Source organism: Arthrobacter sp. 35/47 (assembly GCF_000520475.1).
In the GTDB taxonomy this organism is placed as follows: Bacteria; Actinomycetota; Actinomycetes; order Actinomycetales; family Micrococcaceae; genus Arthrobacter_D; species Arthrobacter_D subterraneus.
This window is the reverse complement of record NZ_KI914585.1, coordinates 53,247-79,355: the sequence shown is the minus strand read 5'-3', so window position 1 is coordinate 79,355 and position 26,109 is coordinate 53,247. Positions and strand designations below refer to the sequence as shown.

Sequence of the window (26,109 nt, the reverse complement as noted above, 5' to 3'; positions counted from 1 at the left end):
AACTCAACGCGGGGGTGGTGGTTCTAGCTGCCTTGCGTCACGGGGTTGGTCAACGTCCCCACGTTCGACACCCGGGCCTCCGCCACATCCCCGGGCTTGATGTGGATGGCGCCCGGCGTGCCGGTGGAGATGATGTCGCCCGGGAAGAGCGGCATCACCTTCGAGTGGAAACTGACCAGGTACTCCGGGCTGTACCGCATGTGGGATACGGTGTTGGTCCGCAGCACCTCGCCGTTGACCACGGTGGACACCTCCATGTCCGCGAGCGTCCCGTTCCCCACGGCCTCGGCAAGCGGCACAATCCGCGGCCCGAAGGAGAAGAAGCCCGGGAAGTTCTTGGACCGGGTCAGGAACCGTGGGTTCCGCTGCAGGATGTCCTCGGCGGTCTGGTCCAGCACGGGCACGACGCCGGCAACATAGTCCAGCGCCTCCTCTACCTCCACATTGCGGCAGTATCGCCCGATGACGACGGCGACCTCCCCCTCCGCGGTGGTCCGCTCGCTCTGCGACGGGATGGGGATGTCCTCGCCCGGGCCGATGACTGTGTGGTCACCCTTGATGAACGACGCCGGTTCCTCCGGCACACCCTCGGACAGGTCGGACGCGTGCTCCATGTAGTTCAGCCCGATGCCCCACAGCATCCGCGGGTGCCGGTAGGGGGCACCGTAGGTGACGGAATCGGGGTCGCGGAAAGCGCCGTCGTCGACCGTTGAAACGAGGCTCTCCAGCTTATCCAGCAGTTCCTCGCTGAGGATGTCGCGGACGTCGCCGTGCCAGCCGGGCAGCAGGTCGCGGACCAGGGCGAGGCCGCGTTGCGGGTGCACGACGGCGGCCAGCTCGTCCGAGCCCTCACGGACGGAGCAGAGGTTCAGGGTGTGGTTCATGTTGCTCTTTCTTTTCTCTCAACGGGGGAGGGGAGGGGATGGGTTAGTAGCTACGGACCAGGCCGCCGTCGCAGCGGATCTGCTCACCGGTGACATAGGCTGCGGGCACGCTCGCCATGAACGCGACGACGGCGCCGAACTCCTCCGGCTTCCCGTACCGGCCCGCGGGGATGGTCGCTTCCGACGAAGCACGGGCTTCCTCGGGCGTCTTCCCGGTGCGCTTGGCAGCGCCGGCATCGAGGGACGCCACGCGGTCGGTGTCGATCCGCCCGGGCAGCACCATGTTGACGGTGATGCCATCGGCAGCGACCTCGTTGGCGAGCGTCTTGAGGTACCCGGCGAGCCCGGCACGGCCGATGTTGGACAGCGCCAGGTTGGGCAGCGGCGCCTGCACACCGGAAGATCCGACGGCGACAATCCGGCCCCAGCCGCGCTCCCGCATGCCAGGGAGCACCAGGGACACCAGCGTGATGTGCTGCAGCAGCAGCTGGTTCACGGCCGCGAGCGTCTGTTCACCGGTGACGTCGGTCGCTCCACCCGGGGCGGGTCCGCCGCTGTTGAGCACCAGCACGTCGATGGGCCCAAACGCCTTCTCCGCGGCGGCCACCAGCTGCTCCGGCGCGCCGTCCAGGTTCAGGTCGATCCCGACCCCGACGGCGGACGGCAGCTTCTCCGCCTCGGCCCGCACCAGGTCCTCCCGGCGGGCGGCGAGCACCACGTTGGCGCCCTCCTCGGCCAGCGCCTGCGCAATGGCCAGCCCGATCCCGGAGCTTGACCCCGGCACCAGTACGTTCTTCCCCTTAAGTCCGGTATCCATTTAGCCAAGCTCCTTCACAGCGTCGAGGTGTGCATCGATCATGTCGGCCAGTTCCGCAGGCAGTTTGGGCGACGGCGGGCGGACGGAAGCATCGGCAATGATCCCGCGCCGCTTGAGAATCTCCTTGCGCAACGCCAGGCCGATGCCGGGCTGACCCTCGAAGTTCGCCAGCGGCAGCCACGGCGCAAAGGCGTCGCGGGCAGCGCGGAAGCCGCCGTCGTCGTTCGCCTGGATGGCCACCTGCAGCGCTTCCGGGTGGGAGAAGCCGGTCATGGCGCCCGAGGCGCCGGCGGCGAGCTCATCAATGAGCCCCACGCCGCCGAGCCCGCCGAAGACGGGCACATCGGTCGCGCGGGTGAGAGCGGCAATCGCCGCAGCGGTGGGCGGCGCCTCTGACTTCACGGCCGCAATGAACGGGCAACGCTCGACGACGGCGAGAATCTGGGCGGTGCTGATCTTCACGCCGGACGCCACGGGGTAATCCTGCAGCACGATGTCGGCGCCGGTTGCCTCGTGGATGGCGGTGAAGTGGGCGGTCAGCGCGTCCGGCTGCGGCGTGTTCACCTGCACCATGAGCGCGGCAAGGTTGGACCCGGCAGCTTCTACGGCGGTGCGGGCCTGCTCGATCGCCACGTGGGTGGACCGCGCCGACAGACCGACCACCAGCGGGGTGTCTCCGGCCGCCTCGGCGACGGTCGAGACGATGAGCCGCTGCTCGGCGGTGTCCAGTGTGCTGCCCTCACCGAACACCCCGAGCACCACCATGCCGGTGGACGGGATGCCGGTGTACAGCGCCACCTCGCGCTTCAGCGATTCGGAATCGACATCGAACGACGGCCCGGAGAACGGCGTGGCCAGCACACCCCAGAGCCCCTTCTTCAAGTGCGTCATGCAACTTCCTTACTATCGGAATCCAGTACAAGGGAAACAATGTGTTCGGCGATCGCCAGCGATGACGTTGCCGCCGGGGACGGCGCGTTCCGCACCGCCAGCACCGAGCCCTGGCGGGTGATGCGGAAGTCGTCCACCAGCGAGCCGTCGCGGTCCAGCGCTTGGGCACGGATGCCGCTGGGCCCGGGAACGACGTCGTCAATGGTCAGCTCCGGCACGTACTTGCGGGCCTCGGCAACGAAGCGGCGCTTGCTCAACGAGCCCACCATTTCGACGGCGCCGGTCTTCCAGTGCTGCTTCGCGAAGGCCCGGAAGCCGGGGTAGCCCACGGCGTCACCGAGGTCGCGCGGGGACACGGTGCCCCAGCCGTAGGCCTCACGGGCCAGGGCCAGCACCGCGTTGGGTCCCACCATGACCTCGCCATCGGTGCGCGGGGTGAGATGCACGCCGAGGAACGGGTAGCGGGGGTCCGGCACCGGGTACACGAGCCCGCGGACCAGGTCCCGCTTCTCGGGGCGGAGGAGGTAGTACTCGCCGCGGAAGGGCACAATCTTCGGGTCTTCCCGGTCCCCGGCCAGCTTCGCCACGCGGTCCGCGTGCAGCCCGGCGCAGATGATGACCGTGTCGAAGACCTCCCAGGTGTCGGTCCCAAGATGCGTCCCGGTGATCAGGGTTTCCTCGCCGCGGCGGGTGATGCCGGTGACCTCGAACCCGGTGTGCACGGTGCCGCCGGCGGCCTGAACGTCCTCGGCGAAGGCCCGGGTGACGGCGCCGTAGTCCACGATTGCCGTGTGCGGGGAGTGCAGGGCGCCTACCCCCTCAACATGCGGTTCAAGTTCGAGCAGCTCGGCACGGCCGATGATCCGCACGCCCGGGACGCCATTGGCCTGGGCGCGGGTCATGATGTCGCCCAGCCGCGATTCCTCCACCGCGTTCCGGGCGACAAGGACCTTGCCGATCTCGTCATACGCCAGGTCTTTCGAGCCGCAGTACTCCTTGAGCAGCTCCACCCCGCGGCGGCACAGCTTCGCCTTCAGGGACCCGGGCGTGTAATACAGTCCGGCGTGCACCACGCCGGAGTTCCGGCCGGTCTGGTGCGCGGCCAGCGAGGATTCCTTTTCGAGGACGGTCACTGTGGCGTCCGGCTGCTGCTGGAGGAGCCGGCGCGCGACGGCGGTGCCCAGAATGCCGCCGCCGATCACCGCGAAGCGAGTGGATGTCATGAAGTCTCCTTGACAGGGTTGGTGAATGGACGCCGCAGCGTAAACACCGGAACACCCCGCGATTTGCGGATCATCCGGCGGCCGATGCGGAAGGTAATGGCAGCGGCCAGCGCTACGAAGCCGGCCACCACCCATGCAGTGGAGTAGGAGGTGGCGCTGACCAGCAGCCCGAACAGCAGCGGCCCGCCGGCGGCGCCGAGCGACAGCCCGGTCTGCACCACGCCGGTTGCCGAGGCGGCTGCCAGCCGGTTATCGCGGACGACGGCGAAGTGCAGCAGCCCGGGCCAGGTCCACCCTGCGCTGTAGGCGAGGAGGGTGCCGATCACCATCAGCGCGGCGGAGCCGACACTGAGCATCCAGTAGCCGACGACGCCGGCCACCAGCAGGTTGGCGATCAGTACGTAGGGGCTCCGGGTGGGCATCCTGTCCATGAGTGCGCCGAGGAGGATGCGGATGCCAAGGCCGATGACCGCTGCCCCGGCGAAGAGGTACCCGGCAGTGCTCGGCGCGATACCGGACTGCACCATGGAGTCCACGAGGAACACGCCGAGCGAGGTGGCTGCCGCTGCGGCGAGCCCGGCCCCGATGGTGAGGACCACCAGACCCGCGCGTGGGGTGCCGCGGTCTTCGGGGTGGGCTGCCGCCGTCGTCAGTGCCATGGGTGCCTGGCCGCGGACCAGCGCCCAGAAGGCCAGGCACAGCGCCAGTGCGGCGCCGAAGAAGAAGGCGTACCGCCAGCCGAGCAGCAGTGCGACGCCGGGGACGGCGAGTCCGCCCAGCAGTGAGGCCATCGGGATGGAGGACTGCTTGACGCCGAACGCCAGGCCCAGCCGGTTGCTGCTGATGCTGCGGGAAATGCCGAGGTTCGCCGAGGGCTGGGCCATGGCGTTGGCCAGGCCGCCGATGAACAGCGCCGCCACCAAAACGGGAAATGACGGTGCTGCACCGGCGCCGGCCAACGCCACGGTGGCAAGGCAGGCCGAGTAGACCATGCCGCGCCCGGCTCCCACCCGCTGGACAATGCTGCCCATCGGGCGGGCGAGGGTGCCGGCCACCGCAAACAGGGTTGCCGCGGCGATGCCCATCTGCGCCGGCCCCAGATCGAGGTCGTCGCGGATCTGCACCGCCAGTGCGCCCAGAAGGAACGCAGGCAGTACCCCGGTTGTGGTGACCGAGACGGCCTGCAACAGGGTGGTCACAGGCCGTCCGGAGGACGGTAGGTTCACTGGGCTCGCGCGGGTGCCGGGCTAGCGGTGTCTTTGTGCGAGTGCCGCTTCACGCGGATGACATGCAGCACGAGGCCGACGGCGATCAGAGCGGCACCGACCGCGAGGAACATCGGCTCCATGACCAGCAGCGGCAGCGAGCCAAGGCCGATCAGCGCCCGCTCCAGCCAGTTGGCCGGTGCCATGATCCAGCCGCCTGTCGCCACGGCGAGGGAAGCGACGGCGACCGTCGACACCACCAGGGCAAACAGCACCGTGGCGATCCCGCCCTGCATCAGCAGGCCAATACCGGGGCCGGTGAGCACGAAGATGAACGGAACCAGGAACGCCGAGAGCGTGTACCGCCAGGTAAGCCACATGGTCTTGATGGGCTTGCCGCCGGTGATGGCCGACGCCGCGAACGGGGAGAGCGCGGTGGGAGGCGATACCTCGCTGAGCACCGAGTAGTAGAAGATGAACATCGCCGCGGCGAACGCGGGAACGCCGACGTCCTGCAGGGCGGGGCCGATGATCACCCAGGAGATGATGAAGCTGGCCGTCACCGGGACCGCCAGACCCAGCAGGATCACCGAGATGGCGGAGAACAGCGCCGTGAGGAACAGGGAGCCGCCGGCGAAGTCGACGATGATGTTCGCCAGTTTCAGGCCGAGGCCGGTCAGGGTCATGATGCCCACGATCAGGCCAGCCGCTGCCATCACCGGGATGACGGAGAGTGCGCCGGTAGCGCCGGTGGCCAGTGCGTCCCAGATTTTCTTGGGGGTCATCCAGGACTGCTTGTCGAGGAAGCTGAGCGCGAAGGCCAGGATGGTCGAGTAAACGACGGCGCGGAACGGGGTCATGCCCATGGCCATGAAGACCACGATCGCCACCAGCGAGCTGAAGTGGTAGCCGAAGCGCAGCAGCAGCTTGCCGGCCGGGGTGGTGTCGATCTCGACCGCGTGGGTCTTGAACTTCCTGGCGTCCATCTCGATGGCGAGGATGATGCCGAGGTAGTACAGCAGTGTGGGGATGGTGGCCCAGATCAGTACCTGCAGGTAGGACACTCCGAGCAGCGCAGCGATGATGAAGGCCGCCGCTCCGAGGGTCGGAGGCGACATGATGGCGCCGATACCGGCGGCTGCGAGCACACCGCCGCCGTGTTCCTTCGGGTAGCCGGCCTTCTTCAGCAGAGGCCAGGAAATACCACCGAGGGTCACCGTGGTGGCAACACCGGAGCCGGACACCGTACCGAGCAGGAAACCCGCCATGGTCACGGTACGTCCGGGGCCGGACTTGGACTGACCGAACGCGGAGAAGGACAGGTCAATGAAGAACTTCGTGGCTCCCGACGCCGTCAGCACGGCGCCGTAGATAGTGAACAGGATGATGTACGTCGCCGCCACATCCGTTGGCACCCCGAAGATGCCCTGCGTACCCATGACGTTGTGTCCCACGAGGCGAATCCAGCCGAACGAGGACGTCCCGAACGGCGCCGGGAAGTACGGGCCGAAGTAGGCGTAGGCGAAGAACCCAAGGACCACGATCGGAACCAGGATGCCGACCGTGCGGCGTGCCGCCTCCAGGACGATCAGGATAGCGATGGTGCCCATGATGAGGTCGAGGTAGGTGGGCACAATCGCACGACGGAAGAACGCGTCCCAGTCCATGATGATGTAGAGGAACGGAACAGCTGCGACGACGGCCAGCGCCCAGTCGAGAATGTGCGGGTTGTCCGCCTTGCCCTTCTCTTTGTCCTTGTCCGAGCGGCCCCAGCCGCGGTAGACGAGGAACGTCATCGACAGGCCGATCATCAGGAAGGCCGGGAGGTAGAACTGGGTGGCCATCGGGTTGAATACCCAGTACAGCCCGAAGACTGACAGTGCCACGCCGATGACCTTGATGATCAGCGCGGGCGTGCCGGTGAGATGCCGGGCAGGCTTCTCCGCCTCGAACTCGGCAATCAGGGCCTCTTCGTCCAGCTTGCCGTCGGTGTCCTTGTAGGGATCGGGAGACCCGTTGTACTTCTGGTCGGCGTTCCGGCTGTGGGTGGCCCGGTGTGCGCCGTGGGCATGCTTGTCCTTGGGGTGCGCCTCTTTGGCATCCACGCCTCCGGGCTGCGTCTCCCCCTGTTCGCCTGCTCGGGCGGGCGCGGCACCTTTGCCGTCGGGTCGCTCGGTCATCGGGTCTCCTTGATGTCTAGCACAATGAACGGATTGTCATTCCCGACGAGGGGCCACAGCTCAAGCGGCGGTTGTCCGGGAACGTGGAGAGTGCGCTGCCCGAGGTCCGTGGCAGCAATAGAGAGAGTGTCAAAGACCACCGGACGCTCCGGGTTCGGCGGTACAACGTAATTACGTCGGTCCTGTGATCCGGCGGATGTCGGGGCGCCGGGCACGCCGTAATACTCTTCGAGGACCGCAAGCTGGTCGGCCGCTATTTCAACCAGGCGGTAGGAACCGTCCGGCTGCGCCTCGTAGCGTTCCTCAGCGAGGGTCTGGTAGATCGAATTGCGGTAGCTCACCGCGAAGGTGTCCCCGTCAAGAGGCACCCGCGCCAGCTCGCCGTCGTCGTTGGTCACCGTGAGGAAGCGCTGGGATGACCCAGCGATCCCGGCAGTCACTCCGGCCAGTGTGCCGAGGCACAGGAGGACGGCGACGACGACGGCGAGCTTGCGCATGGTGGGTTGGTTACCTTTTAGCCGGCCTGGTCGAAGTAGGCCTGGGCACCCGGGCAGGTCTCGACGAACGGAACGTCACCGGCTGTGGCGGGGTCCATCTCCTCAGCGGCAGGATGTACCTGGACCAGCGCTTCCTTGTTCTCGAAGAGCGCCGTGGTGATATCCTCCTGGAGCTGCTCGTCCATGCTGGACGGGGCAACCAGGATGTTCGGCGACACGATCACGGAGACGGGTTCGGTCTGTCCCTCGTAGGTGTCGGCGGGGATTTCCTGCTCAACGTAGAACTCGCCGTATTCCTCGGCCATCGGTGCTGCGTACTCACCGATCGGCACGATCACCATGTCGCCGTCGGCAGCTAGGTCGATCATTGCGCCGGTGGGCAGGCCACCGGACCAGAATCCGGCGTCGATGGTGCCGTCACGCAGTGCGGCGACGGTTTCGGCGACACCGAGCTGGCGGCGGTCGATGTCAGCCTCGGGGTCAAGGCCGGCGGCTTCGAGGGTGCGCAGCGCAGCAACTTCCGTTGCCGAGCCGGGGGCGCCCACCGAGACGACCTTGCCCTTCATGTCCTCGACGGTCTGGATGCCGGTTTCCTCGACGGTGATCGGCTGCAGGTAGTTGTTGTAGACGTTGCCGAGCGAGCAGATCTCCTGGGGCTTGCCCTCGAAGTCGTTGACGCCTTCAACGGCGTCCGAGACAACGTCGCCCACCGCGAGGGCCAGCTGCGCGGCTCCGCTTTCGAGCAGCAGGATGTTGTCAACGGAGGCGTTGGTTTCCTGGACGGTGGCGTCGTAGCCCTCGACGTTGTCGCGGATGACGGTCGCAAAACCGCCGCCCAGCGGGTAGTAGACGCCGCCGGTGCCGCCGGTGGCGATGGAGAGCGCGCCTCCGCCGCCGTCAGCCGGTCCTCCGCCGCCGTCGCCGCCGCCGCTGGGTGCGGGGCTGCCGCAGGCGGTCAGGAACAGAGCCGGTGCAAGGACAGCGGCGGCAACGATGCGCGATCCGCGGACCTTGTTCTTGGTGCTGGACATGGATTTCTCCCTTGATTGGTAATTGATACTCGGTGCGGTGTCCATCTTCATTGGTGATGCCCCTCCTTTGGAGCGGTGTCAGCCGGGGCCCGGACGTCAGCCACGGCCAGCAGTCCTGCGAGGGTGCGGTAGTACCCCACGAGGACTGTCAGTTCTGTCAGTCCATTCGGACCGAAGTGTGTGTGCGCCTTCGCGCGGACGCTGTCCGTCACGCCGGCCTCAGCGATCAGTTCCCGGGTGAGCTCGAGCGCCGCCCGTTCACTCTCCGAGGCACTGTCCGGAACGTTGCCCGCCTCCAGCTGGGCCAGCTCCTCTTCAGAAACGCCGACGACGACGGCCGCCCGGCTATGCGCGTACCACTCGTACTCGGAATCCAGGGCTGCCGCGACGGCGCAGATCACCAGTTCCCGGGTACGGCTGGGGAGCTCTCCCTTGAAGCGGAGCGCGGCGCCGAGTTCCTGCACGGCGTTTCCGATCCCGGGGGCAAAGAGGAGTGCGTTGAACGGGCCGGCGAGGGAGCCGTCGTCGTGCATGATCCGGAACGGGCCGTTGGCGCGGGGGCCGGCGGTGATCTTTTCGTAGAGATCCTGCTGATCCGCTGCCAGTTCGGCGGGCGCGAGGAGGGGGAAGGTGTCAGACAAGGGTCCGGCCTCCGTCCACGTAGAGGACGTGCCCGGTGACAAAGGATGCCTGGTCGGAGGCAAGGAAAAGGACGGGGCCGGTGAGGTCCTCGACGTAGCCCAGCCGCCCGGCCGGGACCAGCGAGGTGTAGTGCTCGCGGACGCCGGGCTTGTCCAGGTGGGCCTTGGTCAGGTCCGTCTCGGTGTAGCCGGGGGCGATGGCATTGACGGTCACGCCGCTGGCAGCCCACTCGCGGGCCATGACGCGCATCATCTGGTTGATGCCGCCCTTGCTCGCGGCGTAGGGGCCGTGATCCGGGTGGGCGAGGAGGCTGGAGACCGAGGAGCAGTAGATCTGGCGGCCCCAGCCGGCGTTGACCATGTGCTTCCCGGCGGCCTTGCCGAGGCGGAAGGCGCTGGTGAGGTTGATGTTGATGGTGCGCTGCCAGTCCTCGTCCGTGGTGTCGAGGATGGGGACACGGTGGTTGACGCCGACGGCGTGGAAGAGGATGTCGATCCCGCCGAGTGCGTCAACGATTGCCGCGACGGCGTCTTCACAGCCCTCGACGGTGGAGAAGTCGGCGCGGAGACCGTTCTCGTGGCGCTGGAGCCGGGACTCGTCGATGTCCGCAATGACCACGCGGGCGCCGGCTGCGCTGAAGGCTGCTGTGCAGGCTTCACCGATGCCGCCGGCGCCGGCCACCAGCACGCGCCGATCGGCAAGTCCTAGCCAGTTGTCCACGAATTGGATCCTTTGCTTCGTCATCGAATGCTTGTCAGCGGAGAGGGTTATTGGAGATTGTATACAAATTCAATATCCAGTGTAACCCTCGTCACACGAAAAGTTACCAGAGGTAACTGGGGTTGGAGGGGACTGTTATCAGAGTGTGACATGTTACTGACCTATCGCGCTAGGGGTCAGTACCTGGTTCCCTATGTGGCGTCGAGGAACTTGCGGAGGGCTTCGACGGCATGGTCGCGGTGCTCGTCCATGTGTTTCACCAGGCGGTCCGCGTCACGGTCGGCGAAGGCATCGATGATGAGGTTATGCTCCTCCTCGACGCGCTGCCGGTTGGTGGGCACGCCGTAGTACACAAAGCGGTAGGTGTCGGTGGCGTCCCAGAGAACCTGGATGAGCCGGTCGAGCCGTGGCATCCCCGAGGCGGAGAGCAGCACGAAGTGGAACCTGCGATTCGCCTCGGTCATGGGCAGGATGTCCGCCGACGCGCTGGCCGCTTCAACCTCGCGGGCGGCATCCTTCATGGCCTGAAGGACCGAGTCGTCCGCGCGTTCCACGGCGGCGTGGGCGGCTTCGGTCTCCAGGAGCTGCCGGATGCGGTACGTCTCAAGCAGGTCGGCGAGCGACAACCGGGCAACCTTGAAACCGCGGTGCGGCTCGTAGACAATCTGCCCTTCACCCTCAAGGATCTTGAATGCCTCGCGCAGCGGGACCCGGCTGACGCCGAGCCGGTCAGCGAGGGCGTCCTGCCTCAGAGGTTCGCCGGGCTGCACCTCTCCGGCGATGATCATGCGGCGGAGCTCGGCCAGGGCGAAGGCCTGGGCGGTTGGCGGGCGCCTTCGCGCTGTGCCGGCCATTCTCCGCCCTCCCTTTCCTGATCCTGCTGCGTTCTCGGTGTGCGTGTTCTGCGTTCTACGTCTTGTTTCTGCGTTCTGCGTTCTGCGTACCTCGTAGCGGTACCCCGTAGCGGTGTCCCCCAGTGGTGCCCCGTGGCGGTGCTCCGTGGGAGATCCTCCACTAAGTGCCGGCGCTATACCTCCTGTTGACTCTAGTTCAACACACCAGGCAATCCCGGACAGGGTAGGTGCTCCTGAAAAAGTGCATGCTCTGCAGTCATTGCATGCAACGACTGCAGTGCCTGCGCTCTAAAATACCGACGCCGCCTCCCGAGGCTCCCCGAGCAGTTGCGTCCGCACAGGCACCCGTCTCCCGGAGCTCGCCGAGCAGTTGCGTCCGCACAGGCACCGCCTCCCGAGGCTCCCCGAGCAGTTGCGTCAGCATCGGCCACCCCTCCCGGGGTGCGCCGAGCAACTGCCTCGTCCGCACAGATCGCCGCGATTCTTGAGGAAAGCTTCGCCCAAATGCGAGCGGAGCCTTGAGACGCGTGGTTCACAGTGGTATCAGACCTCTCCGGATCGGACCGTCCGCCGATCCGGAGACTGACGTGGGGCAACAGGTTGGGAGCACATGCGGTGGCCTGGCTGACGAACAAATTCAAGTCCGCGTTACCCGGGAATCTCTTCCACCCGTTGGCACCGGTGGATAGTGTGCCTGAACCGATGGCGCCGATGAATTGCATTCCTGAGGACCTCGCGGTGCACAGGGTCGAGGTTCTCGAGCAGTTGGCTGCAGAACTGCCGGCTGCCTCCGATGCCCTCCGCTACCGCGACAACTTTGCCCGGCTGCTGCCCCAGCGCATCGAGGAAGTCACCGTTGAGATCCGGTCCGGGAATCGGCAGGCGGCCGAGACAGCCCTCCTCAGCCTCAGTGTCGGGTCCCGGATGGTGGGGGCGCCGCGGCTTGAGTATGTCGTGGGACGCTGCCTCGCCGACATCCGCAGCGGACGCAGGGCCGAGTGCCTGCCGGCGCTCATCCGGGAGGCCGAGCGGTTCCTCACCCATGTCGCAGAGACCTTCAGCGCCGAAGCGCACCCCCGGGGTACCGGCCGGCACAGGCTGGACTCCTAGCTCCTCGGCGGGCGTCGCTGCCCGTCCGGGAGCACTACTCGACCTGTATTACTGCCCACCGGGAGCAGTACTCGTCCGGCATCACTACTCGTCCGGCACCACTGCTTGTCCGGCATCGCTACTCGACCGGCATCATCCGGTAGCCGACGCCCCGGACGGTCTTGATGAACCGCGGTTCCCTGGTGTCCTCGCCGAGCTTCTTCCGCAGGTTGCGGATGTGGACCTCAACGAGGTGATGGTCGTCCGTCCATCCCTCGCCCCACACCCGGGACAACAGCGTTTCACGTGTCCACACCCTGCGGGCCCCACTGATCAGCGTCGCCAGCAGGTCAAACTCGATCTTGGTCAGCGGCAGCTCATCACCGTTGATCCGCGCCACCCGCCCCTCGACATCCACGGACAGGGAACCATGGACGACGACGGCGTCATCAATTTCCGCTGCCTCTTCCGGCTCGTTGGCCTCGGCTGCTGCCGGTCCGGGTTCCCCAATCGACCTGGGGCGGCGGAACATTGCGGCGACGCGTGCCCGCACTTCCCGCGGGCTGAAGGGCTTGACGATGAAGTCGTCGGCGCCGATTTCCAGCCCCATCACCCGTTCGATCTCCTCCACCCGCGCCGTGACCATCACGATGTAGGCGTCCGTCGTCGGCCGCAGCTGCCGGCAGACTTCCATCCCGTCAAGGTCGGGAAGGTTCAGGTCAAGCGTCACCAGGTCCGGAGTGTGCTCGCGGGCCAGGGAGAGGGCATCGCGCCCGCTCGCACTCTCGATGACGTTGAATCCCACCATGGAGAGCGTGAGTGCAAGGAGTTCACGGATGTCGGAATCGTCTTCGACAACCAAGGCCGTGCGCTCGTAAGAATCAGTACCCATAGGTAGTACCTTGCCAGAATGCGCGGCAGTCGGGGACCGCTCGTGTCGATATTGGGCCGCAGGCGATTGTGACTCAGGCCGCAGCGCTCACGCGCGGGGCAGTTCAATGGTGACCGTTGTTCCCGAACCGAGTTCGGACTGGATCGAGAACGTGCCGCCGTGGCGTTCCACGGACTGCGCTGCGATCGGCAGCCCGAGCCCGGTGCCGGGGATCTCCGCAGCAACCGAGTTGGACGCCCGGTAGAAGCGGGTCAGCAGGTGAGGAAGTTCCTCGGCGGGGATGCCGATTCCGGAGTCCTCGACCGCTATGCGCACCATGCCGCGGGGCTCATCGGCAAGGTACGTAACGGTGACCGTTCCGCCGTCGGACGTGAATTTCACCGCGTTGGACAGGACATTCACGAAGGCCCGTTTCAGGAGTTCGCCCACACCCTGCACATGCTGCGGCGAATCTGCCGGGGATACCCGGACCGAGATGTGTTTCGCCGCGGCGAGAGGCATCAGGTCCGCGACCACCGACTCGATCAGGGGCACCAGATCGACCCGGGCGTTGCCAAGCCGGGTGCCGGCGTCGAGCACTGACAGCGCCAGGACATTCTCCACCAGGGTGCTCAGCCGCTGCCCATTGCGTTCGATGACCGAGAGCATTTTCCGCGCGGCTGCCGGCAGCTCACCGGCGTCGCCTTCCTGCAGCAGCTCAACGTAGCCGAGGATCGACGCCAGGGGAGTGCGCAACTCATGGTGGATGGTGGCGATGAAACCATCCCTGGCGGCGTCGAGTTCGCGGAGCCGGTCCACCACCTGCTGCTGGCCGAGGATCAGCTGGCCCTGGATGACACCGTGGGCCAGGTTCCCGATCAGGTGCTGAAGGAGCGCAATCTCGGCGCTGGACCACTTGCGGTGTCCGCGATCGACTGCGATCCAGAGCACCCCGAAGGAGGACGCACCCTCGCCGATGGGCAGCAGCAGTCCGCTGCGGGTGAACCCCTCCATCCGGGCGCGGATGTTCGTCAGTTGGCCGGGGACCTCGTGGAGTCTCCCGGGACCCACGGCCAGAGAGCCCGACGTTCGCCAGAGGTCTGTGCCCAGCGCGCGCAGTTCATCCTGCTCGGCCGTGACATCGCTGGGTTGTCCGCAACCCTCACCGCGCAGCCAGCGTGCGGAGCCGCAGGAGACCCGTTCGTCGTCGAAGATGTGCAGGGCTACCTCGTCCGCCTCGAGCGCCTCACCGATGCCCTGCAGCGTGAGCTGGACCATTTTTTCCGGCTCATTGGTGTGGCGGATCTCTTCGGAGATCCGCCTCACGCGTTCGCGAAGGAACGCGGACTCGTGGCTTCGCTTCTGGCGCAGCCGGTTGCGGTGGATGGCCGTGTTGACCCTGTGCAGCAGTTCAGCGGAGGCGATCGGCAGCAGAAGGTAGTCGCTGGAGCGCATTGCCAGTTCAGGGTGGGACGTGACCTGGTCAGCCGAGGAAGCGGTGAGCACCACCGGGATGTCCCGCGGCAGCATGTGGTCGGCCTCCTTGGCGATGGTCGCCAGATACTCCAGAGCCATTCCGGCGCCGACGATCGCGACATCCGCCGTGCGCTCGCGGGCCTCTTCGAGTCCACGAACCAAATCGCTGTGGGCCGCAACAGTGAATCCAGCCTCCCGGAGGCTGCCCGCAATCTGAGCGAGCAGGTCGACATCCGAGTCCACCACCAGTGCGTTGCCCACAGGAGTATCGCCGGTTGCGCCCAAGACTCGTCCCCTTCGGTCGAAAGACAGACCCGTGTGTTGATGCTGGTTCTGCCGAGTCTAGCGACGAGGCCGGTGCTGTGCTGAAAGTGGCGGTACTATCGTGCATCAGCCGTGCTGAGCGAAAGGCCTGAACGTGCGCCGTGGCACCAATCTCCCCCGGATGGGGGACTTTAACCAGAGCGTCATTCTCGATGCTATCCGCCGTTCCAGCGACGGATTAAGCAGGGTGGAGTTGGTGGATCTGATCGGTCTCTCGCCGCAGGCGGTTTCCAATATCACCCGGCGCCTGCTGGCTGAGGAACTGATCGTGGAGGCCGGGAAATCCGGCTCCGGCCCGGGCAAGCCGCGGACCATCCTGCGGATCAACCCGTCGGGCCGGTATGCGATCGGCGTCCACCTGGACCCGGCGTTGATGACGGTGCTGCTGATGGACCTGATGGGGGTAGTACTGCACCGCAGGGTCCGCGAAACACCGCAGGGGACAGAGCCGGGGGAGATCATCGACGCGATCGCCGGTGAAGTGAGCGCACTGCTCGCCGAGTCGCCGGTCGATCCCGCACGTATCGAGGGCATCGGCGTGGCACCTCCTGGACCGATCGATCAGCCGGCGGGCGCCGTCGTCGACCCTCCCCTCCTGCTCGGCTGGCATCGTGTCCCGCTGCGGGATGCTTTGGCAGAGGCCACCGGCATGCCCGTCTTCGTGGAGAAGGACGTGATAGCGGCCGCTGTCGCGGAGATTTGGGGCGGCGGCCAGGAAAGCACGCAGAGCTTTGTCTTTGTGTACATCGGTACGGGTATCGGCAGCGGCATTGTGGTGAACGGCGAGGTGATGCGCGGAACCTCCGGCAATGCGGGGGAGATCGGGCATATTGTCACCGATCCCAACGGCCCCGAGTGCGCCTGCGGAATGCGCGGTTGCATTGCGGTGACCTGTGATCCGCTGTCCCTGGTTCTTGAGGCTGAGCGGCTCGGTGTGCTGAGCGAGGAACGGCACCGTAACGGCGATGTGGCCGACGGGCTGCTGCAGCTCTGCGCGGCCGCCGATCAGGGCGACGACCTCGCCATCGAGATTCTCAACCGCGCGGCTCTGCGTACGGCCCGGGCGGTGTCGGTCCTCGCGAATGCGCTGGATGTGGACCGCGTGGTGTTCGGCGGGCCGTTCTGGGAACCGCTGGCGAGCCGGTATCTGGAGGTTGTGCCGTCGTCGTTGTTGGACTTCCGTGCCGCGCGGAGCATCCATCCGGTGGAGGTGGTGTCCACCGGAATAGGCGACGACGTTGCGGCGGTCGGGGCGGCATGCCTCATGCTCGAGCGCACCCTTGGCCCCCGTGCTGAACGCCTGATGCTGGCGCGCTGAATCCGATTGCTTTTGATCAGCGGATTCTCAGGCTTGACAGATACCCCCCAGGGGTATAAATTCAGGTCTACCGGAGCAGGTAGTCCAGGCCCCACGGGCCACACACTCCTTGAAGGTCTCTCGATGCAGGCACAGCCAGCGAAGGAGAACCACCATGAAGCATCACCCACAGGGCGGCAACCGCCCTTCAATCTCTGATTCCACCACGCACGGGCAGGCCATGCCCTCCCAGGAGCCCGAGTCCGCCCTCTCCGAGGAGCATGCCCACCACGGGCAGCTTGCCGGACACGCCGAGCGCTCCGACGCCGACCATGAAGTGCATACCCACGGCCAGCATGCCGGGCACTCGACGGCGATGTTCCGGAACAGGTTCTGGATCAGCCTGATCCTGTCGGTTCCGGTGGTCCTGTTCAGCCACATGTTTGCGATGATCGTCGGCTATACGCCGCCGGAGTTCCCCGGTTCGATGTGGATCTCGCCCGTCCTGGGGACCGTCATCTTTTTCTACGGCGGCGCACCGTTCCTTCGGGGCGGCGTCACCGAACTGAAATCGCGTCAGCCCGGGATGATGCTGCTGATTGCCATGGCGATCAGTGTTGCGTTCATTGCCTCCTGGATCACCACGCTCGGCATCGGAAACCTCAATCTCGACTTCTGGTGGGAGCTCGCGCTGCTGGTGGTCATCATGCTGCTGGGCCACTGGATGGAGATGCGCGCGCTCGGATCCGCTGCCGGAGCGCTCGACGCGCTGGCCGCGCTCCTGCCTGACGAAGCGGACAAGGTCACGGACGCGGGCATTGAAACCGTCGCCGTGAGCGAGCTGGTGCCCGGCGACGTCGTGCTGGTGCGGTCCGGCGCCCGGGTTCCGGCTGACGGCACCATCGTTGACGGCGCGGCCGAGTTCGACGAGTCGATGATCACCGGCGAATCCCGCACCGTGTCCCGTACCGTCGGTGGGACGGTGGTCGCGGGGACGGTCGCAACGGACAGCGCGGTACGGGTGAAGGTTACCGCTGTTGGCTCGGATACCACGCTCGCGGGGATCCAGCGTCTGGTTGCGGAGGCGCAGGCTTCCTCATCGAAGGCGCAGGCCCTCGCGGACCGGGCGGCGGCACTGCTGTTCTACTTCGCGCTGATCGCGGGCATCCTCACCTTCATCGCCTGGCTGCTGCTGGGCAGCCCGAATGACGCGGTAATCCGCACCGTCACGGTGCTGGTCATTGCCTGCCCCCACGCCCTCGGCCTAGCGATCCCGCTGGTGATTGCCATCTCCACCGAACGCGCCGCGAGGTCCGGGGTGCTGATCAAGAACCGGATGGCGCTGGAGCGGATGCGGACCATCGACGTCGTGCTGTTCGACAAGACGGGCACGCTCACCGAAGGGCGTCACGCCGTCACCGCGGCCGCGCCGGCCGGCGGCGTCAGCGAGGAGGAGCTGCTGGCGTTGGCCGCGGCTGCCGAGTCCGACAGTGAGCATCCGGTGGCCCGGGCGATCGTCCGGGCTGCTGCGGACCATCCGGCTGCCGCCGCTCTGGGCTACCGGGGGAGCGGTTTCTCCTCGATGACCGGCCGTGGAGTCCGCGCCTCGGTCAACGGCAGTGACGTGGCCGTCGGCGGTCCCAATATGCTCAGGGAGCTCGCTCTCGATACGCCGGCGGACCTGACGGACACCATCCGGGAGTGGGTGGACCGCGGCGCTTCGGTGCTGCACGTGGTCCGGGACGGTGGAATCATCGGTGCGCTGCGGCTCGAGGACCGGGTGCGCGACGAATCCAGGGCAGCGGTGAAGGCTCTGCAGGAGCGCGGCGTGAAGGTCGCAATGATCACCGGCGACGCACGCCAGGTCGCGGACGCAGTCGGTGCCGAGTTGGGTATCGATGAGGTCTTCGCCGACGTACTGCCGCAGGACAAGGACTCCAAGGTGGCTGAACTGCAGTCCCGCGGGCTGAAGGTCGCGATGGTGGGTGACGGCGTGAACGATGCGCCCGCGCTCGCCCGGTCCGAGGTGGGGATCGCGATCGGAGCGGGTACCGACGTCGCAATGGAATCCGCCGGCGTCGTGCTGGCGGGGAATGATCCGCGGTCGGTGCTGGCGATGATCGATCTCTCACGGGCGAGCTACCGGAAGATGGTCCAGAACCTCGTGTGGGCAACGGGCTACAACGTCCTGGCAGTTCCGCTGGCGGCCGGCGTGCTGGCTTTCGCGGGCATCGTGCTCTCACCGGCGGCCGGAGCGGTGCTGATGAGTCTGTCCACGATCGTGGTGGCGCTGAACGCGCAGCTGCTGCGCCGGGTGGATCTCAGCCCGGAACGGATTGGGGCGTAGTTCACTACAGTGGGATCGATGATCGGGAAGGCAACGCGATGAGCGGCACACGGACGGCGAGGGTAATCCTGGCCGTTCCGCGCGCCGTCGTCGGTTTTCTGGGCCTGACGGCTGTGATTGTCGGGATCCTGGCGATGCATGTCTGGATGGGCGGCCACGGACCGACCGCGGCACACGGTGTTCATGTGCTGCCGGCTCAGACTCAGGTGGCCGCCGTCGAGCATGTCTCCCATCGCGCGGCTGCCGTTCCGGCTTCACCTCATCAGGCTGCGCCTTCATCGGCGACCGCCGCCGTCGAACCTGCCTCCCACCACGCTGGGTCCGCTCCCGTTCTGGCGGCCGGTGCTGACTCCGGGCAGGTGCACGGTTGTGCCGGTTCCTGCGAGGACGACGACGCCATGGCGCTGGGGCTCTGTGTGCTGGCGTTCATTGTGGTTACCCTGTTGGCGTTCCTGCTTCCAGCGGGGAGGCTGGTGCCCGGTACGGTGCTGCTGCGCGGGCCGCCCCTGATTCGCCTGCGACCCCTGGCGATCCCTGCTCCCTGTCTGATCCGGCTCTGTATCAGTCGGACCTGAGCTGAATGAGCCGCGCCCTGTCAGCGGCACATCCAGCACATTTCAGACACAGAGAACAGAAGGATCAGATCACCATGAAGCGTTACCTTTCCCTTTCAGCGTTGGGCGTTGCCGCCGTCGTTTCCCTGGCCGGTTGCGGCGCGGGTGCGGAGTCGCAGCCCGGGACGTCCGGTAGCTCGAGTTCGTCCAGTTCGCAGGAGTCCGCCGCGCATAACGATGCCGACGTGATGTTTGCGCAGATGATGATTCCCCACCACCGGCAGGCCGTGGAGATGAGCGACATCGTGCTCGCGAAGGAAGGCATCAGCCCCGAAGTGATGGACCTGGCCACCCGGATCAAGGACGCGCAGGCGCCCGAGATCGATACCATGACCGGGTGGCTGGAGGCCTGGGGCGAACCCATGGCCATGGACGGCGGCATGGAGGGCCACTCCATGGGCGGCATGGATTCCATGGAGGGCATGCTGAGCGAGGACCAGATGGCGGAGCTCGAATCGGCCGAAGCCGATGACGCCTCCCGGATGTTCCTCGAGACCATGACGGCGCACCATGAGGGTGCAGTCGCCATGGCCGAGGAGGAGATCGAGAACGGGGAGAACCCTGACGCGATCGCGCTCGCCGAAGCCATCGTGGCCGCCCAGGAGGCGGAGATCGAGGAGATGCAGGAGCTGCTCGCGGGTCTCTAACCCTCTGCTCACCCCTGACCGTTGATTTGGCAGGACACGCCGTGAATAGTGGTCCATAAGGGGAGTGTCCTGCCGAATCAACGCAGGGCATTGTGGGTTAAATCCATTCGATGTACTATTCCTGCATAGCGGCAGCCTCCCGATGCCCAAGTTTCAAAGGAGAAACCATGCGCGGCGCCTCTCGAACCACTCCTGCAGCGGCGCTTGCCGCGCTCCTCGTCCTCAGCGGCTGCGCCGGCAGCAACGGCGGCGGCGGGGAGGAAGCTTCCAGCAACACCCTGCGGATCATCTACCAGAAGGCGGGGGACGCCTCCCCGCTGGACACCCTGATGCAGACCACCAAAGAGCAGTTCGAGGCCGCCAATGAGGGCGTCACCGTTGAACTGGAACCGGTCGAGGGCACGGACGAGGACTACAACACCCGCCTCGCCCTCTCGCAGCGCTCGCCGGACACCGCCCCGGACGTCTTCTACGAGGACACCTTCCGCCTCCGCTCCGACGTCGAGGCCGGCTACCTGCTGAACCTGGACGAACACCTGGCCGGCTGGGATGAATGGGACGCCTTCAACGAGGGGGCCAAGGAAGCAGGAAAGGCCGACGACGGCAGCACCTACGCGGTGCCCCTCGGCACCGACACCCGGGTCATCTGGTACAACAAGCAGGTGCTCGAAGACGCGGACGTGGAAGTCCCCTGGCAGCCCGAATCCTGGGACGACCTCCTGGAGATGGCGCGCACCGTCAAGGAAGCACAGCCCGATTCACGGCCCTTCAGTATGTACGCGGGAACCGGCACCGGTGAGGGCACCGTGATGCAGAGCTTCTACGAGCTGCTCTACGGAACGGAGAGCGGCGGTCTCTACGACGAGGAGTCGCAGAAGTGGATCGCAGGTTCGCAGGGCTTCATCGACTCGCTGGCCTTCCTCAAGACCCTCTACGACGAGGAACTTGCCGTCACCCCGGCCGAAGCCCTCGATCCGAACGTCTGGCAGGTGGTGCTCGGCACCATGCTCCCCGAGAACCAGATGGGAGCCACCGTGGAAGGTTCCTACGCGCCGTCGTTCTGGCAGGAAGGCGGCATGCTGGAGTGGCCGGAGTACGCCGACGTCATGGGCGTGGCGCCGTTCCCCACCCAGGACGGGCAGGAGCCGGGCGCCGTGAGCATGTCGGGCGGCTGGACGCTGGCGGTCGGCGCGGGAACCGAGAACCCCGACCTCGCGTTCGAGTTCCTCACCACCGCCATGAGCCAGGAAAACCTGCTGCAGTACACGGTGGACAACTCGCAGATCGCGGTCCGGACGGACATCGCCGACGCACCCGAGTACCTTGAGGCCAACCCGTTCGTCGAGGACGTCTCGGCTGTGCTCGACGTCACCAACTACCGGCCTGCAACCTCGAACTACGCCGAGATTTCGACGGCGGTCCAGGAAGCCACCGAAGCCGTCATCACCGGTGGCGCCACCCCGGAAGAAGCGGCAGCAACCTACGACGAGGCACTCAAGGCCATCGTCGGTGAAGAGAACGTCGTCGAGGAGTAGCCATCTCTTCCACGGTCACTTCCCGGGGCTCTTCCTCCGGCGCCGCGCGTCGGGGTAACCGCGGGGACAACAGGCAGGAGCGGGAGCGCAACGGACGGGGCTCCCGCTCCACCACCTCACTCATCAAGGCGGTGCCGCTGCTCCCGGCGGTCGTGCTGATTGGGATCTTCCTAGCCGGACCCATCGTGTGGTCTTTTTACGGGTCCTTTACCAACGCCGCGCTGACCGGTGCCAACGCAAAGAACCCCGAGTGGATCGGGCTCGACAACTACACCAGCCTGTTCGCCGACCCGCTCTTCCCGAAGTCGCTGCTGCTCACGGTCATCTTTGTGCTCGTCTCGGCAGTGATCGGCCAGAACTTCCTCGGACTAGGCCTGGCGCTGCTGATGCGGCGGGCACACCGGGGAGTTTCCGCCGTCGTCGGAATCTGCGTGGTGGCAGCGTGGGTGCTGCCGGAGATCGTGGCGGCGTTCGTGGCGTACGCCTTCTTCTTCCGCGACGGCACGCTGAACCAGCTCACCGGGTTTGCCGGCCTCCCGGCGGTGGACTGGCTCTTCGAGCACCCGATGTTCGCGATCATCCTCGCCAACATCTGGCGCGGTACCGCGTTCTCGATGATGGTGTACCAGGCCGCGCTCAATGACGTGCCGCAGGAGGTCACGGAGGCGGCGGAGATCGACGGCGCGGGCGGCGCCAAGACGCTGGTCTTCGTCACGGTTCCGATGATCCGGCGCAGCATCGCGACCAACCTCATGCTCATTACGCTGCAGACCCTCGCGGTGTTCACGCTGATCTACGTCATGACCGCCGGCGGCCCCACCAACCGCAGCACCACACTGCCGATCATGGCCTACGAGGAAGCCTTCCGCTACAGCGACATCGGCTACGGCACGGCGATCGCCGTGGTCATGCTCATCATCGGCGCCGCATTCTCCCTCGCCTACATCCGCCTGTTGCGCGAGAGGAACCCGGCATGAGCGTTCCCGTTTCAAGCACACCCACAAAGACGACGACGGCGGCACCCCTGACCGGCGGATCCCGCAGCTCCCGCGGTGCCCGCCGGGGCTCACCCAGCTGGACCGCGAGTGCCGTTCTGGCACTGATTGCCCTGTGCTTCGTGGTGCCGCTGAGCTGGCTGGTACTGGCCTCCTTCGATGCAGAGGCGACGTACGAGACTGCCCTGCCGGCGTCGTTCTCCCTGGCCAACTTCACCGCGATCCTGACACCGGAACAGACCTTTCTGCCGTTGTGGAACAGCGTCATTCTGTCCGCGGGATCGGCGGCCATCACGGTGATCGCGGCGGTCCTGGCCGCATATCCGCTGTCCCGGTTCAACACGCGGTTCAACCGGCCGTTCCTCTATACGGTGCTCTTCGGCACGTGTCTGCCGATCACCGCGATCATGGTCCCGGTCTACAGCCTGTTTGTGCAGCTGAATATGCTGGACTCGCTCGCGGCGACAACGTTCTTCATGGCCGCGACGTCTCTCCCCATGGCCATCTGGATGACCAAGAACTTCATGGACTCGGTGCCGGTGTCGCTGGAGGAGGCGGCGTGGGTGGATGGCGCGTCCGCCATGAAGGCGCTGTGGCATATCGTGGTTCCGCTGATGCGGCCGGGTCTCGGCGTCGTCTTCATCTTTGTGTTTATCCAGGCGTGGGGAAACTTCTTTGTGCCGTTCATCCTGCTGTTCTCCCAGGAGAACCAGCCGGCAGCGGTGAGTATTTTCCGGTTCTTCGGGCAGTTCGGGACGGTTGCATATGGGCAGCTGGCCGCGTTCTCGATTCTGTACGCGCTGCCCGTCATTGTTTTGTACGTCCTCGTCTCGCGTGTGTTCGGTGGCTCCTTTGCCATGTCGGGCGCCCTGAAAGGTTAGATCCACATGCATGACAATCGACTCCTGGTTGAGGCGCGAATTGTCCGCTTCCTCGCCGAACGGCTGACTCCTGCGGTGTGGCCGGTTTCCGTGCCGCTGGAGGTGTCCTTCTGGGAGGCACCGGGCGAGCCGGTGCCGTTCACGGACGCAGCGTCCCAGCGGTTTGAGCCGTTTGTCCTCGGGTCGGCCTGGGGGCGGCCCTGGGGGACCACCTGGTTCCGGTTCGCCGGGACGGTCCCGGAAGAATGGTCCACGGGCGTGACCGTAGAGGCCGTGATCGACCTGGGGTTCTCGACGATCATGCCCGGGTTCCAGGCAGAAGGGCTGGTGTACGCGCCGGACGGCCGGGTGATCAAGGCGCTGGAGCCGCTCAACATGTGGGTGCCGCTCGATGCGGCGCCGGGCAGCGCCGTCGAGTTCTATGTTGAGGCGGCCTCCAACCCCAACGTGATTGACGGGTTCGATTACCAGCCCACCCCGTTGGGTTCCCTGTCCACCGCCGGAGCCGATCCGCTGTACACCTTCCGCCGGGCGGAGGTGGCGGTGTTTGACCGTGAGGCCTGGGAGCTGGGCCAGGACGTGTGGACGCTGAACGGGCTGATGCATGAACTTCCCGTTGACCTCCCGCGCGGGCATGAGATCCTGCGCGCGCTGGAGAAGGCGATCAACGCCGTCGACCCTTCCGACATCAGCGGGACGGCTGCCGCCGGCCGTGCCTGCCTGGCCGGGGTGCTGGAATCGCCCGCGTATGCGAGTGCGCACCGGGTTCATGCGGTCGGGCACGCGCACATCGACAGTGCCTGGCTCTGGCCGGTCCGCGAGACGGTGCGGAAGGTGGCGCGGACCTTCTCCAACGTGCTGGAACTGATGGACCGCAACCCCGACTTTGTGTTCGCGGCGTCCTCAGCGCAGCAGTATGCGTGGCTCAAGTCCTTCTATCCGGACGTGTTTGAACGGGTTGCGGAGAAGGTCCGGTCCGGGCAGTTTGTGCCGACGGGCGGCATGTGGGTGGAATCCGATACCAACATGCCCGGGGGAGAGGCCCTTGCCCGGCAATTCGTCGCCGGGAAACGGTTCTTCCTGGAGAACTTCGGCGTGGAACCGCAGGAGGTGTGGCTGCCGGATTCCTTCGGGTACTCGGCGGCGCTGCCGCAGCTGGTGCGGGCGTCGGGATCGCGGTACTTCCTGACGCAGAAGATCTCCTGGAACGAGACCAACCTGTTTCCGCATTCCTCCTTCAACTGGGAGGGTATCGACGGCACCCGGGTATTCACGCACTTCCCGCCGGTGGACACGTACAACTCGGATCTCAGCGGGCCTGACCTCGCGCGGGCCCAGCGCAACTACCGGGAGAAGGGCGCCGCCAACACGTCGCTGGTTCCGTTCGGCTGGGGCGACGGCGGCGGCGGGCCTACCCGCGAGATGCTCGCGGCGGCGGAACGCACCGCTTCGCTGGAGGGCTCGCCGTCCGTGACACTGTCCTCGCCGACCCGGTTTTTCTCGGAGGCGGCTGCCGAGTATCCGGATGCGCCCGTGTGGTCCGGTGAGCTGTATCTCGAGTTTCATCGTGGCACGTACACCTCCCAGGCCCGGACCAAGCATGGCAACCGCCGGTGTGAGCATCTGCTGCGTGAGGCCGAGCTGTGGTGTTCCGTGGCTGCGCTCCGTGCCGGTTTCGACTACCCGTACAACGAGCTCGAAACCGTCTGGCACACCGTCCTGCTGCAGCAGTTCCATGACATCCTGCCCGGATCCTCGATTGCGTGGGTGCATGAGGAAGCGGAGCGCAACTACACGGCGGTCGAGGCATCACTCGAGTCGCTGATTGCAGCTGCGCTGGGTGCGCTGCTGGGTACCGGTGCCGCTGCCGTGTCGTTGAATGCAGGCCCGTACGCCGTCGGCGGCGTGCCTGCGCTGGGAGGTGCGGTGCCGCCGTCGTCGGCTGTTTTTGAACCGGTGCGGAAGGGATCTTCCTGGGTGCTGGAGAGTGATTCGCTGCGGCTCACGGTCGATGAGAACGGATTGTTCACCTCGCTGGTCAGCGGCGGTTCTGGGGTTAGCGGTGGCCGTGAAGTGATTCCGGCCGGTACGCGGGCGAATGTGCTGCAGCTGTTCCGGGATACGCCGAACCAGTGGGATGCGTGGGACATCGACGAGCACTACAAGTTCAACGTCACCGAGCTGACCGATGCGGTGGCGGTGGAGGCTGTCGGTGCGGTGTTGCGGGTGGAGCGGGTCTTCGGGAAGTCGCGGTTGGTGCAGCGCATTTCGTTGAGTGCTGACGGTACCGCGGTGGACATGGCGATCGAGGCCGATTGGCATGAGCAGCAGAAGCTGCTGAAGCTCGCGTTTCCGGTGGATGTGCTGGCGGACCGTGCGGCGTCGGAGATCCAGTTCGGGTATATTCAGCGGCCTACCGCCGTGAACACGTCCTGGGATGCCGCGCGTTTTGAGACGGTGGCGCACCGTTGGGTGCACGTGGGGGAGCCCGGGTTCGGGGTGTCGCTGGCGAACGATTCGACGTATGGGTATGACATTTCCCGGGCGGAATCGCCCTCCGGTGTGCCGCACACGCTGGTGCGGGCGTCGCTGTTGCGTGGACCGCTGTTTCCGGATCCGGAGGCCGACCAGGGATCGCACTCTTTCCGGTTCTCGCTGCGTCCGGCGTCCGGGGTTGCCGAGGCGGTTGCGGAGGGCTACCGGGTGAACCTGCCGGTTCGTGCGGTGGCGGGGGTGGCATCGTCGTCGGTTGAACCGGTGGTGACGGTGTCCAACCCGGCGGTGGTGGTGGAAGCTGTGAAGTTGGCGGAGGACCGCAGCGGCGATGTCATTGTGCGGCTGTATGAGGCGTTGGGCGGCAGGGCGTCGGTGATGGTTTCGGCCGGGTTCGGGTACTCGTCGGTGGAGGTGACGGATCTGTTGGAGCGGCCTCTTTCCGTTGATTTCATGAACGACGACGACGACGGTGTGGCGCTTTCGTTGCGCCCGTTCCAGTTGGTGACGCTGCGGTTTCGGGTTGGGGCTGCTTAGGCCGGCTCTGATAAGGCCGGGTTGGGTTTGGCGTTGGTTCGGGTTCGGCGTTGGTTCGG

22 protein-coding genes are annotated in these 26,109 nt (G+C 66.2%); 9 read left to right on the top strand and 13 right to left on the bottom strand.

The genetic code is table 11. From position 1 onward, the window contains the following. Nucleotides 1–23: 23 nt before the first annotated feature. From X803_RS0103890 to X803_RS0103840, 11 genes are all read right to left on the bottom strand, one after another. Nucleotides 24–884 carry a fumarylacetoacetate hydrolase family protein gene (locus X803_RS0103890; protein ID WP_026544116.1) on the bottom strand — a complete coding sequence of 287 codons (861 nt, stop codon included), beginning with the start codon at nucleotides 882–884 and terminating at the stop codon, nucleotides 24–26. A gap of 43 nt (nucleotides 885–927) precedes the next feature. Then, nucleotides 928–1,701, bottom strand: a complete 774-nt coding sequence (locus X803_RS0103885; protein ID WP_026544115.1) for an SDR family oxidoreductase — start codon at nucleotides 1,699–1,701, stop codon at nucleotides 928–930. Beyond that, nucleotides 1,702–2,592 (bottom strand): dihydrodipicolinate synthase family protein, encoded by an 891-nt coding sequence (locus X803_RS0103880; protein ID WP_026544114.1) that lies wholly within the window; start codon nucleotides 2,590–2,592, stop codon nucleotides 1,702–1,704. Beyond that, nucleotides 2,589–3,815, bottom strand: coding sequence for an L-2-hydroxyglutarate oxidase (lhgO, locus tag X803_RS0103875; RefSeq protein ID WP_026544113.1), 1,227 nt, complete (start codon nucleotides 3,813–3,815; stop codon nucleotides 2,589–2,591). Before lhgO ends, X803_RS0103880 begins: the two co-directional genes overlap by 4 nt. Then, entirely contained in the window at nucleotides 3,812–5,014 is a 1,203-nt protein-coding gene (locus tag X803_RS0103870) for an MFS transporter (RefSeq protein WP_026544112.1), read from the bottom strand. Before X803_RS0103870 ends, lhgO begins: the two co-directional genes overlap by 4 nt. A gap of 23 nt (nucleotides 5,015–5,037) precedes the next feature. Beyond that, a complete protein-coding gene (locus X803_RS17630) occupies nucleotides 5,038–7,200 on the bottom strand; it encodes a TRAP transporter permease (protein WP_156929952.1) in 2,163 nt (720 codons plus the stop codon). Continuing rightward, nucleotides 7,197–7,697, bottom strand: coding sequence for a hypothetical protein (locus X803_RS0103860; RefSeq protein ID WP_026544111.1), 501 nt, complete (start codon nucleotides 7,695–7,697; stop codon nucleotides 7,197–7,199). The genes X803_RS17630 and X803_RS0103860 overlap by 4 nt, the downstream gene beginning before the upstream one ends. 17 nt (nucleotides 7,698–7,714) lie before the next feature. Then, the gene (locus X803_RS0103855; protein ID WP_026544110.1) at nucleotides 7,715–8,728 is read right to left on the bottom strand and encodes a TAXI family TRAP transporter solute-binding subunit; all 1,014 of its coding nucleotides are present in this window, start codon (nucleotides 8,726–8,728) and stop codon (nucleotides 7,715–7,717) included. Between the two features lie 47 nt (nucleotides 8,729–8,775). Continuing rightward, nucleotides 8,776–9,369 (bottom strand): carboxymuconolactone decarboxylase family protein, encoded by a 594-nt coding sequence (locus X803_RS0103850; RefSeq protein WP_026544109.1) that lies wholly within the window; start codon nucleotides 9,367–9,369, stop codon nucleotides 8,776–8,778. After that, the gene (locus X803_RS0103845; RefSeq protein ID WP_026544108.1) at nucleotides 9,362–10,090 is read right to left on the bottom strand and encodes an SDR family NAD(P)-dependent oxidoreductase; all 729 of its coding nucleotides are present in this window, start codon (nucleotides 10,088–10,090) and stop codon (nucleotides 9,362–9,364) included. Before X803_RS0103845 ends, X803_RS0103850 begins: the two co-directional genes overlap by 8 nt. 191 nt (nucleotides 10,091–10,281) lie before the next feature. Next, a complete protein-coding gene (locus X803_RS0103840; RefSeq protein WP_026544107.1) occupies nucleotides 10,282–10,944 on the bottom strand; it encodes a GntR family transcriptional regulator in 663 nt (220 codons plus the stop codon). A gap of 711 nt (nucleotides 10,945–11,655) precedes the next feature. Here X803_RS0103840 and X803_RS17625 point away from each other — a divergent pair. Continuing rightward, complete coding sequence (locus X803_RS17625) at nucleotides 11,656–12,054, top strand: hypothetical protein (RefSeq protein WP_156929951.1); 399 nt, start codon at nucleotides 11,656–11,658, stop codon at nucleotides 12,052–12,054. A gap of 118 nt (nucleotides 12,055–12,172) precedes the next feature. On the opposite strand, the gene X803_RS0103830 is transcribed toward X803_RS17625, so the two are convergent. Both X803_RS0103830 and X803_RS20915 read right to left on the bottom strand, forming a co-directional pair. Next, a complete protein-coding gene (locus tag X803_RS0103830; RefSeq protein WP_026544106.1) occupies nucleotides 12,173–12,925 on the bottom strand; it encodes a response regulator transcription factor in 753 nt (250 codons plus the stop codon). 87 nt (nucleotides 12,926–13,012) lie between these two features. Next, a complete protein-coding gene (locus tag X803_RS20915; protein WP_156929950.1) occupies nucleotides 13,013–14,665 on the bottom strand; it encodes a sensor histidine kinase in 1,653 nt (550 codons plus the stop codon). Nucleotides 14,666–14,825: 160 nt separating this feature from the next. Between X803_RS20915 and X803_RS0103820 the strand changes: the two genes are divergently transcribed. The 8 genes from X803_RS0103820 to X803_RS0103785 all read left to right on the top strand — a co-directional run bounded on the left by X803_RS0103820 (nucleotide 14,826) and on the right by X803_RS0103785 (nucleotide 26,050). Further along, nucleotides 14,826–16,022 carry an ROK family transcriptional regulator gene (locus X803_RS0103820; RefSeq protein ID WP_035777870.1) on the top strand — a complete coding sequence of 399 codons (1,197 nt, stop codon included), beginning with the start codon at nucleotides 14,826–14,828 and terminating at the stop codon, nucleotides 16,020–16,022. 154 nt (nucleotides 16,023–16,176) lie between these two features. Further along, nucleotides 16,177–18,348, top strand: coding sequence for a copper-translocating P-type ATPase (locus X803_RS0103815; protein ID WP_026544103.1), 2,172 nt, complete (start codon nucleotides 16,177–16,179; stop codon nucleotides 18,346–18,348). Nucleotides 18,349–18,386: 38 nt separating this feature from the next. Beyond that, a complete protein-coding gene (locus X803_RS0103810) occupies nucleotides 18,387–18,923 on the top strand; it encodes a hypothetical protein (RefSeq protein WP_026544102.1) in 537 nt (178 codons plus the stop codon). A 74-nt stretch (nucleotides 18,924–18,997) separates the two neighbouring features. Next, nucleotides 18,998–19,609, top strand: a complete 612-nt coding sequence (locus tag X803_RS0103805; protein ID WP_026544101.1) for a DUF305 domain-containing protein — start codon at nucleotides 18,998–19,000, stop codon at nucleotides 19,607–19,609. Nucleotides 19,610–19,776: 167 nt separating this feature from the next. Further along, nucleotides 19,777–21,144 carry an extracellular solute-binding protein gene (locus X803_RS0103800; protein WP_026544100.1) on the top strand — a complete coding sequence of 456 codons (1,368 nt, stop codon included), beginning with the start codon at nucleotides 19,777–19,779 and terminating at the stop codon, nucleotides 21,142–21,144. A gap of 122 nt (nucleotides 21,145–21,266) precedes the next feature. Then, entirely contained in the window at nucleotides 21,267–22,121 is an 855-nt protein-coding gene (locus tag X803_RS0103795; protein ID WP_026544099.1) for a carbohydrate ABC transporter permease, read from the top strand. Next, complete coding sequence (locus tag X803_RS0103790; RefSeq protein ID WP_035777845.1) at nucleotides 22,118–23,020, top strand: carbohydrate ABC transporter permease; 903 nt, start codon at nucleotides 22,118–22,120, stop codon at nucleotides 23,018–23,020. Before X803_RS0103795 ends, X803_RS0103790 begins: the two co-directional genes overlap by 4 nt. Before the next feature lie 6 nt (nucleotides 23,021–23,026). Continuing rightward, a complete protein-coding gene (locus X803_RS0103785; RefSeq protein WP_026544097.1) occupies nucleotides 23,027–26,050 on the top strand; it encodes an alpha-mannosidase in 3,024 nt (1,007 codons plus the stop codon). Nucleotides 26,051–26,109: the final 59 nt, after the last annotated feature.